At 71.6% G+C, this 17,860-nt stretch carries 9 protein-coding genes; 2 read left to right on the top strand and 7 right to left on the bottom strand.

What is annotated here, in order from left to right:
* Window positions 1-9: 9 nt before the first annotated feature.
* Entirely contained in the window at window positions 10-9,195 is a 9,186-nt protein-coding gene (locus ACFWBB_RS26970; protein ID WP_385277471.1) for an amino acid adenylation domain-containing protein, read from the top strand.
* Window positions 9,196-9,267: 72 nt separating this feature from the next.
* On the opposite strand, the gene ACFWBB_RS26965 is transcribed toward ACFWBB_RS26970, so the two are convergent.
* From ACFWBB_RS26965 to ACFWBB_RS26945, 5 genes are all read right to left on the bottom strand, one after another.
* Window positions 9,268-9,999 (bottom strand): DUF4097 family beta strand repeat-containing protein, encoded by a 732-nt coding sequence (locus tag ACFWBB_RS26965; RefSeq protein ID WP_385277467.1) that lies wholly within the window; start codon window positions 9,997-9,999, stop codon window positions 9,268-9,270.
* A gap of 34 nt (window positions 10,000-10,033) precedes the next feature.
* The gene (locus ACFWBB_RS26960) at window positions 10,034-10,681 is read right to left on the bottom strand and encodes a response regulator (RefSeq protein WP_385277465.1); all 648 of its coding nucleotides are present in this window, start codon (window positions 10,679-10,681) and stop codon (window positions 10,034-10,036) included.
* Window positions 10,672-11,931, bottom strand: a complete 1,260-nt coding sequence (locus ACFWBB_RS26955) for a sensor domain-containing protein (RefSeq protein WP_385277463.1) — start codon at window positions 11,929-11,931, stop codon at window positions 10,672-10,674. The genes ACFWBB_RS26960 and ACFWBB_RS26955 overlap by 10 nt, the downstream gene beginning before the upstream one ends.
* Window positions 11,932-12,006: 75 nt before the next feature.
* On the bottom strand, window positions 12,007-12,195 hold the full coding sequence (locus ACFWBB_RS26950; RefSeq protein WP_385277461.1) for a hypothetical protein: 189 nt from the start codon (window positions 12,193-12,195) through the stop codon (window positions 12,007-12,009).
* A gap of 221 nt (window positions 12,196-12,416) precedes the next feature.
* A complete protein-coding gene (locus ACFWBB_RS26945; protein WP_385277459.1) occupies window positions 12,417-13,364 on the bottom strand; it encodes a TauD/TfdA family dioxygenase in 948 nt (315 codons plus the stop codon).
* Window positions 13,365-13,499: 135 nt separating this feature from the next.
* Here ACFWBB_RS26945 and ACFWBB_RS26940 point away from each other — a divergent pair, with 135 nt between their 5' ends.
* Window positions 13,500-14,756, top strand: coding sequence for an MFS transporter (locus ACFWBB_RS26940; protein WP_385277457.1), 1,257 nt, complete (start codon window positions 13,500-13,502; stop codon window positions 14,754-14,756).
* Between the two features lie 17 nt (window positions 14,757-14,773).
* On the opposite strand, the gene ACFWBB_RS26935 is transcribed toward ACFWBB_RS26940, so the two are convergent.
* Together ACFWBB_RS26935 and ACFWBB_RS26930 are read right to left on the bottom strand one after the other, a co-directional pair.
* On the bottom strand, window positions 14,774-16,618 hold the full coding sequence (locus ACFWBB_RS26935) for a BTAD domain-containing putative transcriptional regulator (RefSeq protein WP_385277455.1): 1,845 nt from the start codon (window positions 16,616-16,618) through the stop codon (window positions 14,774-14,776).
* A 164-nt stretch (window positions 16,619-16,782) separates the two neighbouring features.
* Window positions 16,783-17,799: a helix-turn-helix domain-containing protein gene (locus ACFWBB_RS26930; RefSeq protein ID WP_385277453.1), complete on the bottom strand. Its 1,017-nt coding sequence runs from the start codon at window positions 17,797-17,799 to the stop codon at window positions 16,783-16,785.
* Window positions 17,800-17,860: the final 61 nt, after the last annotated feature.

The raw sequence follows: 17,860 nt of genomic DNA, 5'->3' as shown, positions 1-17,860 counted from the left end.
GAAGCCCGCCTGCGCGAACACCCCCACCTCAACGACGCGGTCGTCACCGTCCGCACCGTCGGCACAGGGGAGAAATCCCTCGTCGCCTACGCCGTACCGGACGGCGACGGCGTCTGCCCGGACGCTGCCGTGATCCGTGCCCACCTCATGGAGGTACTCCCGGAGTACATGGTGCCGGTGGCGTTCGTGACGATCGACGCGATTCCGCTGACCTCCAACGGCAAGGTGGACCACCGTGCTCTGCCCGCCCCCGACCTGGCGGCCCACACGTCCACCGGATACGTGGCGCCGCGCACCCCGGTGGAGGAGCGGCTGGCCGCGGTGTGGACCGATGTCCTCGGACTGGAACGGGTGGGGGTCGAGGACAGCTTCTTCGACCTCGGCGGTGACTCGATCCGTGCGGTGCGCCTCGTGGGCGCTCTCCGCGCGGCCGGGTACGACGTGTCGATCCCGGACGTGTTCGGGCTGAAGACGGTCGCCGCTTTGAGCGCGCTGGTGGACAGCGAGGGCAGTGCGAGCGGCGAGTCCCTGATCGAGGCGGTGGAGCCGTTCGCGCTGATCGGCGAGCGGGACCGCGACGCCCTGCCGGAGGGTGTGGTGGACGCGTACCCGCTGTCGCAGGTGCAGACGGGCATGCTGGTGGAGATGCTCGCCTCGGGTGACGAGCGGGTGTACCAGAACATCAACTCCTTCCGGATCCCGGACGCGGAGCCGTTCAGCGAAGAGGCGATGCGGGCGGCCGTCGACACCGTCGTCGCCCGGCACGACATCCTGCGCACCACCATGCACCTGGACGGCTACTCCCAGCCGCTCCAACTGGTGCACGGCACGGTCGGCATCCCGCTCGACGTGCACGACCTGCGCGGTCTCACCGCCGAGCGGCAGACCGAGCGGTCCATCGCGTACGTCGAGGACGAGCACGCCGTCGGGTTCGACCTGGCCGTCGGTCCGCTGCTACGGATCGCCGTGCACCTGGAGTCCGACGACGCATGGCGGCTGACCTTCAGCCACATCCATGCCACCACGGACGGCTGGACGGTCAACTCGCTGCTGATGGAGATCCTGACCCGCTACCGCACTCTGCGCGACGGCGGGGAACCGGCGGCCTACGAGGTGCCGGCTGTGCGGTACGCGGACTTCGTCGCCGCCGAGCAGGCGTCACTCGCCGACCCCGCCGACCAGGCCTACTGGCAGGACGTCATCGCCACGAACACGCCGCTCACGCTCCCCGAGGCCTGGGCGGGAGCGGACGGATCCGACGAACTCATCAGCCACCGGGTGCCGTTCGCGGACCTGGAGGAGGCCTTGCGCGGGCTGGCTGTTCAGGCCCGCACCTCGCTCAAGAGCGTCCTGCTGGCCGCACACCTCAAGGTGCTGGGCATGCTGACGGCGGAGGAGGCCTTCCACACCGGTGTGGTCTACCACGGCCGTCTCGAGGCGCCGGGTGCCGACCGGGTGCTGGGCATGCACCTCAACACCCTGCCCTTCCCCGCCGTGAAGAGTGCGCGGACCTGGCGTGAGCTCGTGGAGCAGGTCTACCGGCAGGAGACCGAGATCTGGGCGCACCGGCGCTATCCCCTCCCCGCCATCCACCGCGCGGCCGGCGGCAGCAGCCGCGATCTGCTCCCGATCGTCTTCGAATGCCACGACTTCCATCAGGTGGATGTCGACAGCGTCGACGTCGGGGCGACGATGGGCGACGGCGCCAACGAGTTCGCCCTGTCGGCGATCGCGAGCGGCGGGCGGATCACGCTCGGTACCTCGATCGGGTTCCTCAGCCGGGAGAGCCTGGTCCGGCTCGCCGGGATGTACCGGTCGGTCCTGGAGGCGATGGCCGCGGACGCGGACGGGGACGCGCGGGGCGTGTTCCTGTCGGAGGCCGACCGTGGGCTGCTGCTGGGTGAGCGGAGCACGGTGGTCGAGTCGCCCGTGGACCGGTGTGTCCATGAGCTGTTCGCGGAGCAGGCGGCCCGTACGCCGGACTCGGTCGCCCTCACCAGCGACGGCACGCAGCTGACGTACCGCCAACTCGACGAGCGGGCCAATCGCATCGCGCACCATCTGGTCGCGGCCGGGGCGGGTCCGGAGAGCATCGTGGGGGTCTGCCTGGAGCGTGGCCCCGATCTCGTTCCCGTCCTGCTCGGTGTGCTGAAGTCGGGTGCGGCGTATCTGCCGCTCGACCCGGTCAACCCGGCCGAGCGTCTGGCCTACATGCTGGCCGACGCGCGGGCCGAACTCCTCGTGACGCATTCGGCGTTGCCGGAGCTGGAGTTCACGGGCGGCCGTGTCGTCCTGGACCGGGACGCGGAGGCGATCGACGCCCGTCCGGCGACCGCGCCGCAGACCACGGCGCGCCCGGAGAACCTGATCTACGTCATCTACACCTCGGGTTCGACCGGCCTGCCCAAGGGTGTCGGCCTCACCCACGCCAACGTCGTACGGCTGTATCCCGCGATGGGGGAGTCGTTCGGGTTCTCGTCCGACGACGTGTGGATGCTCCTGCATTCGTATGCCTTCGACGTGTCGGTGTGGGAGATGTGGGGTGCGCTGCTGCACGGCGGACGGCTGGTCGTCGTACCGTCCGAGGTCGGCAGGTCGTCGCACGACCTGCTGGACCTGATGGTGCGGGAGCGGGTGACGACGCTGTTCCAGACGCCGTCGGCGTTCCGGGGTGTCGCGGCGCTGGCAGCCGAGGGCGATCCGCGGATCGGCCGGCTGGCCCTGCGGCTGGCAGGCTTCGGCGGAGAGCGCATCGAACCCGCGGAGTTCGCGGCCTGGGTGGCCACGCGCGGGCTCGACGACCCGATGCTGGTGAACCTGTACGGTCCGACCGAGACGACGGTGCAGTGCGCCTTCCACCGGCTCGACGCGGCGGACCTGGGCGGGGTGGGGCGCAGTGTCATCGGCCGCCCGCTGGCGGACCTGAGCATCCATCTGCTGAACCCGGACGGCGAGTTGGTGCCGGTCGGTGTGCCGGGGGAGCTGTGCGTCGGTGGTCCGGCGCTGGCCCGCGGCTACCTCGGACGGCCCGGTCTCACGGCCGAGAAGTTCGTGCCGAACCCCTTCGGTCCGGCCGGCTCGCGCCTCTACCGCACCGGTGACCTCGGTCGACGTCTCGTGGACGGAAGCATCGAGTTCCTCGGCCGGATCGACAGCCAGGTCAAGGTGCGCGGCTTCCGCGTCGAACTCGGCGAGATCGAGACCCGGTTGCGTGAGCACCCGTCGGTGAGCGGTGCGGCGGTCGTCGTGCACGAGGCCGCCCCGGGCGATCAGCGGCTGGTGGCCTACGTCGTGCCGGCCGACGGACAGGAGGTCCGCGCCGACCGACTGCGCGGCCAACTGGCCCAGGTGCTGCCGGAGTACATGCTCCCGGCCTCGTACACCGTGGTCGACGGCATTCCGCTGACCGCCAACGGCAAGGTCGACGTACGCGCGCTGCCCGAGCCGGACCTGGCGACCCACCTGTCCGCCGGGTACGTGGCGCCGCGCACGCCCGTGGAGGAGCGGCTCGCGGCGGTGTGGTCGCAGGTGCTGGGGCTGGAGCGGGTGGGTGTCGAGCACAGCTTCTTCGACCTCGGCGGCGACTCGATCCGGGTGGTCGGACTGGTGGGCGCGCTGCGTGCCGCCGGATACGACGTGGCGATCGCGGACGTCTTCAGGCTGCGCACCGTCGCCGCGCTCGCGGCCCGCCTCGCGGGTCAGGAGGGCGGGGGAGAGTCCCTGATCGAGACGGTGGAGCCGTTCGCGCTGATCGGCGCGGAGGACCGGGCGCTGCTGCCCGACGACGTGGTCGACGCCTATCCGCTGTCGCAGGTGCAGACCGGCATGCTGATCGAGCTGCTGACGGCCGAGGCGGACGACGTCTACCACAGCATCAACTCGTTCCGGATTCCCGACACTTCGCCGTTCTCCGAGCAGGCGTTGCGGCAGGCGCTCGACACGGTGGTGGCGCGGCACGACATCCTGCGCACCTCGGTCCATCTGACCGGCTACTCGCAGCCGAGCCAGCTGGTGCACGCCGCCGCCGGGATCCCGCTCGCGGTGCACGACCTGCGGGGCCTGTCCGCACCGGAGCAGGACCAGGAGGCGAAGGCCTACGTCGCGCGGGAGCGTGCCGCCGGGTTCGACCTGACGGCCGCGCCGCTGCTGCGGATCGCGGTACACGTCGAGGCCGACGACGCCTGGCGCCTCACGGCGAGTCACCTGCACGCCATCACGGACGGCTGGACGCTCAACTCGCTGCTGATGGAGCTGTTGGAGTGCTACCGCAGCCTGCGGGACGGCACGCATCCGGCGCCCTACGAGGCGCCCGCGGTCCGGTACGCCGACTATGTGGCGGGCGAGCTGACGGCGCTCGCCGACACCGGTGACCAGGTCTTCTGGCAGACGGTGGTGGAGAACCACAGCCCGCTGACGCTGCCGGCCGCCTGGGCCGACGAGAGTGCCGGTGCCGGTGAGCGGCACGGCCGGCGGGTGCCGTTCGCCGATCTGGAGGAAGGCCTGCGCAGGCTCGCCACCGAGGCGCGGACCTCGCTCAAGAGCGTCCTGCTGGCCGCGCATCTGAAGGTGCTGGGCATGCTCACCACCGAGGAGGCCTTCCACACGGGTGTCGTCCACCACGGCCGCCTCGAGGCCCCCGGCTCCGACCGGGTGCTCGGCATGCACCTCAACACGCTGCCGTTCCCGGTGGTGAAGGGGGCGCGGAGCTGGCGTGAACTGGTGGAGCAGGTCTATGCCCGGGAGACGGAGATCTGGGCGCACCGCCGCTACCCGCTGCCCGCCATCCAGCGGGCGACGGGCGGCAGCGGCCGGCTGATCTCGGTGATCTTCGACCACCAGAACTTCCACCAGGTCGACACCGACAGCGTCGATGTCCGGGCGAACCTGGGCGACGGCGGCACCGAGTTCCCGCTCAGCGCCGTGGCGGGCAACGGCCACATCGCGCTGAACACCACGGCCGACGTGCTCGGCAGGGGTGACCTGGAGCGCCTCGCCGAGATGTACCGGCTGGTGCTGGAGTCGATGGCCGGGGATCCGTGCGGCGACGCGACCGCCGTCCAACTGCCGCCCGCCGAAAGGCGGGAGCTGTTGGCGGCCGGCGCCGCCCGGACCGCCCACCCGGTGCGGGGCACCGTCCACGAGGCCTTCACCGCGCAGGCCGTCCGTTCGCCGGACGCGGTCGCCCTCAGCAGTGAGGGCACGCAGCTGACGTACCGGCAGCTCAACGAGCGGGCCAACCGGATCGCGCACCGGCTGATCGGGCTCGGGGTGGGTCCCGACACCGTCGTCGGTGTCACCGTCGACCGGGACGTGGACCTGGTCCCCGCCCTGATCGGCGTACTGAAGTCCGGTGCGGCGTATCTGCCGCTGGACCCGGCGAACCCGATCGAGCGGCTGACCTACATGCTGGCCGACGCGCAGGCGGCCGTCCTGGTCGGCCGAGGCGCGCACGCCGCGCGGCTGGCGGGCGGATTCGACGGCCCGACGGTCGTGCTGGACGGCGACGACGACGGTGCGTCGCTCGGGGCGCAGCCCACGCACGACCCCGTGACGGCGACCCTCCCGCAGCACCTGGCATGCGTGATCTACACCTCCGGCTCGACCGGAATGCCCAAGGGCGTCGCCGTGCCGCACGGCAACATCCTGCGGATGTTCGCCGCCATGCGGGAGCGGATGAGCTTCACCGCCGCCGACGTGTGCACCCAGTCGCACTCCTACGCTTTCGACTTCTGCGTCCAGGAGATGTGGAGCGCCCTGCTGCACGGCGGCCGGCTGGTCATGGTCCCGCCGTTGGTGGGCCGCTCACCGGATGATCTGCTCGACCTGCTGGTCGCCGAGCAGGTCACCGTGTTGTGCCAGATCCCGTCGGCGTTCCGCGGTCTGGCCGCGCTGGCCGGTGCGGGCGACCCGCGGATCGACCGGCTGTCGCTGCGCGCGGTCGTGTTCGGCGGGGAGCGGCTGGATGTGTCCGAACTGCTCCCCTGGGTGGACCGGGTGGGCCTGGAGCGGACGATGCTGGTGAACGAGTACGGTCCCACCGAGATCACCGTGCACTGCACGGCCCATGTGCTGCGCGCGGAGGACTTCGACCGTCCGCAGGCCAGTGTCCTCGGCCGCAGTCTCGACGACCTGAGCGTCCATCTCCTCGACGCGGCGGGGCAGTTGGTGCCCGTGGGCGTTCCCGGCGAGCTGTACGTCGGCGGGCCGGGCGTCACCCGCGGCTATCTGGGCCGCCCGGCCCTCACGGCGGAGCGGTTCGTCCCGGATCCGTTCGGTCCGGCGGGCGCGCGCCTCTACCGCACCGGCGACCTCGGCCGACGACTGCTGGACGGCGGCATCGAGTTCCTCGGCCGGGCCGACGACCAGATCAAGATCCGCGGCTACCGGGTCGAACTCGGCGAGATCGAGTCGGCACTGCGCGCGCACCGGGAACTCCGGGACGTCGTCGTGGTGGTCAGGGCCAACGAGGAGGGCGAGAAGTCGCTCTTCGCGTACGTCGTCGGGCACGGCCCGGGTGTCGAACCCGCCGTGCTGCGGCGACACCTGGCGGCCACGCTGGCCGACTACATGATCCCCTCGGCCTTCGTGGTGCTGGACGCGCTCCCGCTGAACCCCAGTGGGAAGATCAACTTCAGTGCGTTGCCCGCACCCGACCGGACCGCGTTCGCGGGGGCCGCGCACGTGGCGCCGCGTACGCCGGTGGAGGAGCGGCTGGCCGCGATCTGGGCCGAGGTCCTGGAACTGTCCGAGGTCGGTGTCGAGGACAGCTTCTTCGACCTGGGCGGCGACTCCATGCGGGCCGTACGGCTGGTGGGCGCGCTGCGTGCGGCCGGGTATGACGTGTCGATCCCGGACGTGTTCGAGTGGAAGACGGTTGCGGAGCTGGCCGGCCGGGTGACCGGCCAGGGCGGCACCTCGCTGGTACGGGCGGTGGAGCCGTTCGCGCTGATCGGTGCGGAGGACCGGGCGCTGCTCCCGGCCGGTGTGGTGGACGCGTATCCGCTCTCGCAGGTGCAGACCGGCATGCTCGTCGAGATGCTGGCCACCGTGTCGCCGCACGGCCGCAGCCTTTACCACAACGTCAACTCCTTCAAGATCCGTGACGAGCGGCCGTTCTCCCTGGAGGCGCTGCAGCGGGCCGTGGACATCGTGACGGCCCGGCACGACATCCTGCGCACCTCCATGCACCTGGAGGGCTTCAGCCGCCCGCTGCAGCTGGTGCACGCCACCGCCCCCTACCCGGTACGGCTGGCCGACCTGCGGGGTTGCGACGAGGCGGACCTGCCGGCCCGCAAGCGCGACTACCTCAAGGGCGAGCAGCAGGTCGTGTTCGATCTGACCGAGGCTCCGCTGATGCGGATCTCGGCGCTGGTCGAGTCCGACGCGGCCTGGCGGCTCAACTTCACCTACAACCACGCCATTTCCGAGGGCTGGAGCTACAACGCCCTGATGATGGAGGTGGTGGAGTGCTACCGCAGCCTGCGGGACGGCACGCAACCGGCGCCCTACGAGGCGCCCGCCGTCCGGTACGCCGACTTCATCGCGGCCGAGCAGGCCTCACTGGAGAGCCCGGACGACCAGGCCTTCTGGGAGGCGGTCGTGGCGGAGCACGCGCCCGTCGCGATCCCGGGCTCCTGGGCGGCGGACGGCACACCGAAGAGCCATGGCGCGAAGGTGCCGTTCACGGATCTGGAGGAGGGGCTCGGACGGCTGGCGGCGGAGGCGCGGACGTCGATGAAGAGTGTGCTGTTGGCGGCGCATCTGAAGGTGCTGGGCATGCTGACGGCGGAGGAGGCCTTCCACACCGGTGTGGTCTACCACGGCCGTCTCGAAGCACCGGGTGCCGACCGGGTGCTGGGCATGCACCTCAACACCCTGCCCTTCCCCGCTGTGAAGAGTGCGCGGACGTGGCGTGAGCTGGTGGAGCAGGTCTACCGGCAGGAGACCGAGATCTGGGCGCACCGGCGTTACCCGTTGCCCGCCATCCAGCGCGCCGCGGGCAACAACCGCGACCTGCTGCACATCCTGTTCGAGTACCTCGACTTCCACCATGTCGACACCGACACCGTGGACGTGGCCGAGGGCCTGAACGACGGTGTCAACGAGTTCACGCTCAACGTCATCCCGAACAAGGGCACCTTCCACCTGAGCACCTCCACGGCGGTGCTCAGCCCGGAACACCTCGATCTGCTCGGCCGGATGTACCGCATGGTGCTGGAGTCCATGGCCGCCGACCCGGACGGGGATGCCGCCGCCGGCTATCTGCCGGGGGCGAGGCTCGCCCCGGAGCCCGGTCGGGGGCCGGCCGACGTGCTCGTCGCGGACCCGGCCGCCGCCGACCCGGACGCGATCGCCGTGCTCGGCGGCGAATCCCGGCTGACCTACGGTGAGCTGGCCGAGCGGTCCCACCGGATCGCCCACCACCTGATCGCCGCGGGCGTCGGACCACAGGCCCCGGTGGCGGTCCTGCTCGACGCGGGCGCCGACCTGGTCCCGGTGCTCTACGGCATCTGGAAGGCCGGCGCGGCCTACCTGCCGCTGGACCCGGCACTGCCGGACGGGCGGATCACCGGACCGGCCGTGCGGGCGGGCGCCGCCTTCCTGGTCACCGACTCCGCCCACGCCGACCGGACCCGGGACTTCACCGGCACGCGCGTGTTCCTGGACGCCGAGCGGGACGCCGTAGCGGCTCGTCCCGCGAGTGCGCCGGAAGACCGGCCCCTGCGGCCCGAGGGGCCCGCCTGGGTGTCGTACCGGACGGGTGAGCCGGCGGTGGTCAGTCACCGGGAGCTGTCGGAGCGGGTCGAGGCAGGACGTGCCCTGCTCGGCACCGGCCGGCGGGCGGCCTGGCTGGTGGACGCCGCCGACCCCGCCGAGCAGCTGCACCTGGCCCTGGCGACGGGCGCGCGGGTGGTTCTCGCCGGGGTGGAGCAACGGGCGGGCGGTCCCGGGCAGTTGGTCGAGTTCGTCGGCCGGCGGCGGGTGACCCACGTCCAGGCCACCCCGCGGGAGTGGCGGGAGCTGTTGGACGCGGGCTTCGACAACTACGCCGTCACGGCTCTCGTCACCGGCGGACCCGTCACCGAGGACCTGGTGGACGAACTGCTGGAGCGCACCCAGCGTCTGATCGCCGTAGAGGGTGCCGTCTACGAGGAACTGGACGGCCCGCTGGAACAGGCCGACGCTCCGCGGTGACCGACACGGCCGCGAACGACCTGCGGTGCCCACCCGGGAGGGCGGGCACCGCGCGGTCGGCCGGTCGGCGCGTCAGTGGATGACGATCGCTCCCGCGCGCGTCCGCACCGTGACCGCGTGGGTGGAGTCGCGTGCCACGGGCAGGTCGATGCGGGGTGAGGCTGGGCCGTTGCTGTGGGCCTCGACCGAATAGGCGGCGTCGGTGGGCAGGGCGAGGTCGACACCGCCGTCGTCCGTCGACACATCGAGGTCGGACGGGGGAGCGGCGAAGGCGGCCCGCACCGTGCCCGCGCCGCTGGTGATGGCGGCCCGGGGCGAGCGGCTGTCGGTCACGACCACGCTGCCGGAGCCGCCGTGCACGGTCAGCGGACCGGCCGAGCCGGTCACGCTGACCGGGCCGCTGTCGCTGCGCAGGGAGAGCCGTCCGACCAGGCCGCTGGTGCTGATCTCGCCGCTGCTGGAGGTGACGTCGGCGGCCAGGTTCGCGGGCACGGTGATGCGCAGCCGGAGCGAGCAGTCGGCCGAACAGGCCGTCGTCACGGTCACGGTGCGGCCGGTCGAGGCCACCCACACCCGGGGCGCGGTGCGCGCGTAGCCGCCGGTCGCGTCGACGTGCACCAGCGAGTCGGTGCCTGGGCTCAGTGTGACGCTCGCCCGGCCGGCCATGACGCTGAGCCGGGTGCTGTCCGCGGCGTCGGCGCGCAGCGTGCGCGCGTAGCCGCGGTCGGCGGACAGGAGCAGGAGCAGACCGAAGGAGGCCGCCGCGACCAGTACGGCGAGCACGGCCAGTCCGGCCCCGACCATCCGTCGGCGGCCGCGTGGCGGCGTCGCGGCGATGTCAGGCTCCCAGATAGCGCAGGACGGCCAGGACGCGGCGGTGGCCGCCGCCGTCGGCCGGGGGCAGGTCCAGCTTCATGAAGATGTTGTTGATGTGCTTGCCGACGGCGCTGTGGCTGATCGTCAGGGCTTCCGCGATGCCCGCGTTGGACTCTCCCTCGGCCATCAGGGCGAGCACCTCCCGCTCGCGGACGGTCAGTTCGGACAGCGGGTTCTGCCGCCTGCTGCGGGTCAGGAACTGCTTGACGACTTCCGTGTCGAGCACGGTCTCACCGGCGGCGACCCGCTCCAGCGCCGTGACGAAGTCGTCGACGTCGTCCACGCGGTCCTTCAGCAGGTAGCCGACCCCGCTCGTCTCGTCGCCGATGAGATCGAAGGCGTAGCGCTCCTCGACGTACTGGGAGAGCACCAGTACCCCGATGCCGGGCCACTGCGCGCGAATGGCCAGTGCGGCCCGCAGGCCCTCGTCCACGAAGGTCGGCGGCATCCGTACGTCGGTCACGCAGACGTCGGGGCGGTGTTCCTCGACGGCGCGCAGCAGCGCCTCGCCGTCCTCGACGGCCGCCGCCACCTCGATGCCCGCTTCGGTGAGGAGCAGCACGATGCCCTTCCGGAGCAGGGCGGAGTCCTCGGCGATCACTACCCGCATTGCAAGTCCACCTCGATCAGGGTCGGTCCGCCCGGGGGGCTGGTCACCCGGAGCGCGCCGTCCACGCCGGCGACCCGAGCCGCCAGGCCGGACAGTCCGCTGCCTTTGGCGGGATCGGCGCCCCCGCGGCCGTCGTCGCCGATCGTAACGGTGAGCCGGTCGTCGTCGTTCCGGCGGATCTCCACCCAGGCCCGGCCGGCCCCGGCGTGCTTGGCGACATTGGTCAGTGCCTCGGTCACCACGAAGTACGCGACGGCCTCCACGGCTGCCGGGGGCCGGGGTTCCGCCCGGACGTCGACGGTCACCGGCACCGGCGACCTGGCGGCGACCGCGGACAGCGCCGCAGCGAGCCCCCGGTCGGTGAGCACCGGCGGATGCAGGCCACGGGCCAGGTCGCGTAGTTCGGTGATGGCCTCGCGGGCGTCCGCCCGGGCCTGTTCGACGATCTGCCGGGTGGCGTCGTCCCCGGACCTGCGCAGCCGGGAGACGGCCCGGCCCAGGGCCATCGAGACGGCCACCAGCCGCTGTTGGGCTCCATCGTGCAGATCGCGTTCCATCCGGCGGCGCTCCGCTTCGACGGCTGCCACGAGTTGGGCCCGACTCGCTGTCAACTGCTCGACACGTTCGGTCAGTTCCAGGTCGCGGGGCGGGGCGAGCAGGGTCCGGGCGAGCGCCATGTCCAGCGCCAGCAGCGCCCGGACCACCAGCGGTGCGACGAACACCGCCGACAGCAGGGCGACCGCCGACACCAGCAGGGCGGTGCCCGGGGTGTCGACGGTCAGGGGGCCGAGCGCGGCGCGCCGGCTCGGCAGCCGCTCGTAGTAGAGCGGCAGCGGCAGCAGGGTGAGCGGCACGGCCCAGGCGCAGGCCACCGCCGTGCCGGTCAGCGCGGAGACCGGCACCAGGGCGAGGCAGTAGCCGAGTTGCCGCCAGGTGCAGCGGCCGGTGGCCAGCGCCCGCGCGGAGCGGGTCAGTGACCGGGACAGCGCGGGGCGCGGCTGGGCGGGAATCGCGAGGGAGCAGGTGGCGGCGTAGCGGAAGCGCTCCGCCGCGGCGAGCCGGTCCAGTGCCCAGCCCGCCCCGACCACGACCGGCAGCCCGACCAGCGCGACGGGCAGCAGCAGGATTCCGATGCCCAGCACCAGCAGGACGGCCAGCGCGGCAAGACCCGCCACGACGTCCCAGGCCAGATGGGAGGCGGCCCGCCACAGCGCGGGCGACAGCAGCGCCCGGTGCGGAGCCCATGGCATCCGTACAGTGCCGCTCGCTGCCACGCCCTCGTCCCCCGCCGTCCCGCTCACTTACGGAGCGACTCTAGCCGCAGCTCAGTCCCAGCCGTTGTTGTCGCCGGGCAGGGACAGGTGTACTTCGACTGTCGCCGTGACGGGAGTTTCGGTGGCGCGCGTGGTCGCGGCGGCGCTGCCGACGACGGATGCCCCGAGTGCGGCGGCGGTCAGGGCGAGCACGGCCGCGGCGGGTCCGAACCGGCGGCTGAGGGTGGTGACGGTGTTCATATGGAATCCCCTGTTCAGTGCATCGGTATCCCGATGACCAATCCATGACAAGAAAGCAAAGGCAAAGGAAAGCAAGGAGTGATGCTTAGTTTTCCTCTCAATCTCTTGTTCAATCGCCCCGCTGCAACAGATCCTCACATGAACCGGAAGCCCCGTCAGCACCTGCGGGAGCCAGCTGCCTGCCATGGCAGGCAGCTGCCATCGGGGCGGGCGACGGGTCGTCAGTCGGACATCGCGACCAGCACCCTGCGGGCCCCGGTGAACGGCCGCCGCCCGTGCGCGACGAGCAGGTTGTCGATGAGGAGCACGTCGCCGCGGCGCCAGTTCACGTCGACCGCGGCCTCCAGCGCGCGATCGCGGATCTGCAGGACGTACTCGGCCGGGATCGGCTCGCCGTCGGCGAAGGCCACCGACTGCGGCAGCTCGTCGGCGGGCAGCAGCCTGGCCAGGGCGGCCGCGGTCTCGTCGCCGAGCGCCGCCGGATGCCACTGGTCGGACTGGTTGAACCACACCTGCGCTCCCGTGCGGGGATGCAGGGTCGTGGCGGGGCGCAGCTGGGTGACGCGGAGGCTCCCGTCGCGCCGCCACTCGCCGACCGCCCGCGAGGCGGCCAGGAACGCGTCGACCTGCTCGCGGTCCTGGGTCTCGAAGGTCTCCTGCCAGCTCTTGCCCAGGCCGACCCCGCCGTGCAGGTTCTGCGTGTACCGGATGCCGTCCGCGAACCGCTCACGGATCTCGTCGTCCAGCGCCTCGAGCCACAGCGCGGCGTCCACGACCGGCGTGGCGCCGCCCGTCTCGGCCGCGGTGACGCAGCAGAACATCAGCCGGGCCGGCCAACTGTGCGCGTACGACAGCTCGTTGTGCATGGAGATGGTGAACTCGGCCGGATACTCGGTCGAGGTGTAGATGTTGTCGCCGACCTTGGTGCGCGGCGAATTACCGTGCACGTAGGCGAGCCGGTTGGGCAGCAGACGGTCCATGACCGGGCCGAGCTGGTCCTCGGTGACCCCGAAGCCCCGGAAGACCAAGGCCTTCTCGCGGTCCAGTAGGCCCTGGAGATCGGGTGTGGCGTCGAGCCATTCCGCGAGTGCCGCGACACCGGCTCCACTGCCCGCGGAAATGGAATCCGGGCTGATTTCACACGGCTTCCAAGCTGGGTTGATGCCCATTGCCGAGGTCCCCTTCGAGTCGACCAGGGCCACGCGGACGCGTGGCTGCGCCAGGGTGCCGGAGCCTCCTATACCCGGGAGATATCGACCGTTCCGGTATAGGAGCGCGATAGCCCGGGGGCCGAAGGTCGGCACATGACCGACCCGATCACCCGCGACACCCCGGAAACCGACGACACAGCGGCGCCGGCCCTCGTCCCCCTACGCCGGAACATGGACTTCGTACGACTGTGGGTGGGGGCCGGGATCTCCCGCTTCGGCACCACCGTCAGCGTGGTGGCCTACCCGATGCTGGTGCTCTGGCAGACGGGTTCGGCCGCCGCGACCGGTTACGTCGGCTTCGCGGGCGCCCTGCCCAACCTGCTGGTCCAGCTGCCCGCGGGCGCACTGGTGGACCGGTGGGACCGGCGCAAGGTCCTGCTGTGGTGCGATGTCATGCGGCTGCTCGCCTTCGCCACGGTGGCCCTCGCCGCGCACGCGGGCCGGGTGTGGGTGCCGCTGGTGATGGCGGCCGCCTTCGTCGAGGGCACCCTCGGCATCTTCTACCAGCGCGCCGAACAGGCCGCCGTACGCAAGGTCGTGCCGGATGCGCAGCTGCCCGCCGCCCTCTCGCAGAACCAGGTGCGCGGCGCGGCGATCGGACTGCTCGGGCAGCCGCTCAGCGGGCTGATGTTCACCCTGGTCCGCTGGCTGCCCTTCGCCTTCACGGCAGTCGCCAACCTGATCGGTGTGCTCTGTCTGGTCCTGATCCGCAGAAATCTGCGGGCGGTCAGGACGGAGGCCCCCAAGCGGCTGCACGTCGACATCAAGGACGGCATCGCCTGGCTGTGGCGCCGACGGTTCCTGCGGATCATGACGGGCGTCTTCGCCGGCAGCAACCTCGTCTTCCAGGTGCTCGGACTGACCCTGATGGTGGTGGTCAAGGAGAACGGCGGAACCCCGGCGGTGCTCGGTCTGGTGTCCGCCGTCGCCGGTGTCGGCGCCCTGCTCGGAGCGGTCGCGGCCGGCTGGTGGTCGGCGCGGTTCAGCCTGTACACCACGGCGGTTCTCGGCCACCTGGTCTGGCTGCTCCTGATGCCGGTGCTGGCCCTGCTCTCCAGCCCGGTCGCCATCGCGCTGGTGGCGACCGGCATCATGTTCGTGGCCAGCCTCTTCAACGTGACCGGCAACGTGTACATGGCCCGGACCATTCCGGACGAGCTCCAGGGCAGGGTGATGGGCACCTCGGCCTTCCTCACCTCCGGTGCCAACGCGCTGGGCTCGCTGGTCGGTGGCTACGTGCTGGCGCACCTGGGGACGTCCTGGACCGGAGCGGCCATCGGCGTCCTCGTCCTGTTCCTGACGGTGGTCGTGGCGTTCAGCCCCACCGTCCGGGCCGAGACCCGCAGGTAGCGCGTCCGCCGGGCGCGTCAGCCGACCGGCATGAGGGTCAGGGCCCGGGGGAGTCCGCGCCAGGGGGCGGTGTGCTTGAGGGAGGCCACCGACAGGGCGGGAACGGCGAGCAGGACCAGTTCGTGCAGCCGGTACGCCGGTCGCCCCGGCCTCGTCTCCACGGGCTCCAGCAGCCGGGCGTCGACCAGCTGCTCCAAGGTCTGTTCCGCCTGTGCCCGGGAGGTCTTCAGCTCCTGGGCGGCGTCCTCGGCCACGAAGCCCCCGGTCCCGAACGCCGCCAGGGCGGGAAGCGCCTGTCGGCACTGGCCGCTCACCTCGTACAACGAGCGCAACACGGCAGCTCGTAGATCCAGTTCGCCGTAGTTCAGCTCGTCCAGCCTGGTCGCCGGGTCTGCCAGCCGAGCGGCGAGCCGGGCGACCGGCCAGTGCGGCCGGGCGGCCAGCTGTATGGCTGTGATGCGCAGCGCCAGCGGCAGTCCCGCGCAGGCCCGGACGATCTGCTGGGCCGCACCCGGCTCGGCGGCTATCCGCTCCGGCCCGGCGACCGTCGCGAGCAGCCGGGTCGCCGCATCGTCCGGGAGCGGGACGAGGACGGTGGTGTCGCGGCTCGAGGCCCCCGGCAGATGACGCCGACTGGTGACGAGGACGGCGGCTTCGGGGCTGTTGGGCAGCAGCGGCGCGAGCTGCTCCTGGCCGGTGGCGTCGTCCAGGACCGTGAGGATGCGGCGGCCGGCGCTATGCGTGCGGTACAGCCGGACGAGTTCGTCGAGGCTGTCCTCGCGCCCGGCGGGGTCGACGCCCAGCGCGCGCAGGAAGGAGGTCAGGATCTCGGCCGGGCGCCGGGCCGCGCCGTCGGTGCCGCGCAGCGCGGCGTACAGCTGACCGTCGGGGAAGAGATCCCGCAGCCGGTGAGCGGCGTGCAGTGCGAGGGCCGACTTGCCGACGCCGGCCATACCGGTGACGAAGGCCTGCCGGGTCGCCGCGCCCGTCCCTGACTCCAACCGGAGCCGGATGCGCTCCAGTTCGGCGTGCTGTCCGGTGAAGTCGCAGACGTCCGGAGGCAGCATCGCCGGCCGGGACGGCCGGGACGGCTGGGCCGAGGCCTCGGCCGGCGCCGGTGCCACCCGGGGCAGCCGGCCCTCCAGCACGGCCTGGTGCACCTCCGTCAGCGTCTCTCCGGGGTCGATGCCGAGCTCCTCGGCAAGGATCCGCCGGCCGGCCTGGAAGACGGCCAGTGCGTCCACCTGCCGGTCGCAGTGGTAGAGCGCCGTCATCAACTGGGCGCGCAGCCGTTCGCGCATCGGATGCTCGGCGGTCAGGCTGGTGAGGTCGGGCACCAGCCGGCGGTGCCGGCCGAGGGCCAGCTCGGCCTCGATCCAGTCCTCCACGACGGCCAGCCGCAGCTCCTCCAGCCGCGGCCGTTCGAAGTCGGCCAGGAACTCGGTCACATTGCTCAGCGCAGGGCCGCGCACCAGGTCCAGCGCCGCGCGCAGATCCTTCGCGGCGTGGACGTACCGCCCCTGGGCCAGCGCCGTCCGGCCACTGTTCGCCGACCGCTCGAACTCGGCCAAGTCCAGGGTGACGTGGTCCGTACGGAGCTGATAGCCGCGCGAGCGCCGTATCAACTCCACGTCGGGGCCCAGCCGTTTGCGCAGCCTGGAGACGTAGGTGTAGATCTGCGCGCTCATCGTGGCGGGCGGATTCCAGGCCCAGAGCATGCTGCTCAGATGGTCGTCGGAAACCGCATGTCCCTCCGCCAGGATCAGGGCCGCGAGCACGGTGTGCACCTTGGCTCCTGGCAGTGCTATGAGCTTCCCCTGGTGATCGCGGGCCTCCACCGGCCCGAGAACGCGCAGCTCCATTGCCTTCTCCCCGTTGTGTGCGGACGACCGACCACGGGTACGGCGGATCTCGCCGTCCGGACCGGTCAGTCGGATTCTGTGCGCAAACGGTGCAGGAGTCAGGGGTGAGCGGACGTCAGGAGGCTGTCACGGCAACGTGCGGCCACGGCAGTCGCCGTGTCCTTTCAGCGGAGCAGCTCCGGGTCGACCCACCCCTGGATGAGGGCCATCGCGCCCGCCTGGAACTTGGTTCTGGCGCCCAGCTGGGCGGCCAGTTCGGCCGTCTCCCGGCGTACCGTGCGCACGGAGACACCGAGCCGCCGGGCGATCATCTCGTCCGTGTGCCCCTTGGCGAGCAGGACGACGATTGCCTGGGAGCGGGCGCTCAGCTGGGGTTCCTCACCCGGGGCGGCGCCTTCGGCGGGAGGCTCGCCCACGGGCTGGGAGCTCTCCCAGACCCGCTCGAACAATTCGCACAGGGCGCTGACCACGCCATGGCCGCGCAGCACCAGCGCTCCCTTGCGGGTCTCCTCGGGATCCACCGGCACGATGGCCGTGGACCTGTCGTAGATCACCATGCGCGGCGGCAGGGTCGGCGCCACGCGCACCTGGGCGCCCTGCTCGGCGAGCCAGTGCACGTACTCCGTGGTCTCGCCGTCGTTCTTGATGCTTTCGAGATAGATCGACCGCATCCGTATGCTGCGGTTCAGGGCATTGCTGTCCAACGGCCTGCTGGCCGCCATGTTCGCGCTGGACATCGACGGCGACGGCACGAAGGCCATGACTTCGTCCGTGCAGCCGGTCGCGAGGGACTCGATACGCAGCCGGATGGCGTCGATACCCGTGAGGATCTCGCTGTCGGGGTGCTGGGCGGACTGGTTCAGGCCCGAGTACTCGGCGACGACCTCGACCAGTTCGCGCCGGCCCCGCTCGATCTCCTCCAGCCGGCGCTGCAGTTCGGCCTCCTTGCGGTCGAGGAGATATCTCAGACCGACCTCGGGCTCCACCGGTCTGAGTGCGCCCGGTTCCTGCCAGGAGGGTCTCACGAGCAGCAGCCGGGCCAGTTCCTCCATGGCCGAAGTGACCCGGGCCCGCTCCAGGCCGAGCCGCTCCGCGATGTCGGCGGCACCGCTGGTCGGTGACTTGAGCATTTCCTTGTAAACAGCTTCGGTTGTTGCGTCAAGACCCAGCGAACTGAGCACAGCTGTTCATCCCCGATTTAATGTGCCGACGATTCCGAAAGGGAGCGGAAGAAATCGTCGT

The organism is Streptomyces sp. NPDC060000 (genome assembly GCF_042737375.1).
Classification (GTDB): Bacteria; Actinomycetota; Actinomycetes; order Streptomycetales; family Streptomycetaceae; genus Streptomyces.
The sequence above is the reverse complement of the archived record's forward strand: the minus strand, read 5'-3'. Positions and strand labels throughout refer to the sequence as shown.

Bases quoted from the DNA above. Each gene is read 5' to 3' on its own strand.
- ACFWBB_RS26960 (WP_385277465.1), bottom strand. From the start codon at position 10,681: ATGCGGGTAGTGATCGCCGAGGACTCCGCCCTGCTCCGGAAGGGCATC.
- ACFWBB_RS26945 (WP_385277459.1), bottom strand. From the start codon at position 13,364: ATGGGCATCAACCCAGCTTGGAAGCCGTGTGAAATCAGCCCGGATTCC.
- ACFWBB_RS26935 (WP_385277455.1), bottom strand. From the start codon at position 16,618: ATGGAGCTGCGCGTTCTCGGGCCGGTGGAGGCCCGCGATCACCAGGGG.
- ACFWBB_RS26940 (WP_385277457.1), top strand. From the start codon at position 13,500: ATGACCGACCCGATCACCCGCGACACCCCGGAAACCGACGACACAGCG.
- ACFWBB_RS26965 (WP_385277467.1), bottom strand. From the start codon at position 9,999: ATGGTCGGGGCCGGACTGGCCGTGCTCGCCGTACTGGTCGCGGCGGCC.
- ACFWBB_RS26950 (WP_385277461.1), bottom strand. From the start codon at position 12,195: ATGAACACCGTCACCACCCTCAGCCGCCGGTTCGGACCCGCCGCGGCC.
- ACFWBB_RS26955 (WP_385277463.1), bottom strand. From the start codon at position 11,931: ATGCCATGGGCTCCGCACCGGGCGCTGCTGTCGCCCGCGCTGTGGCGG.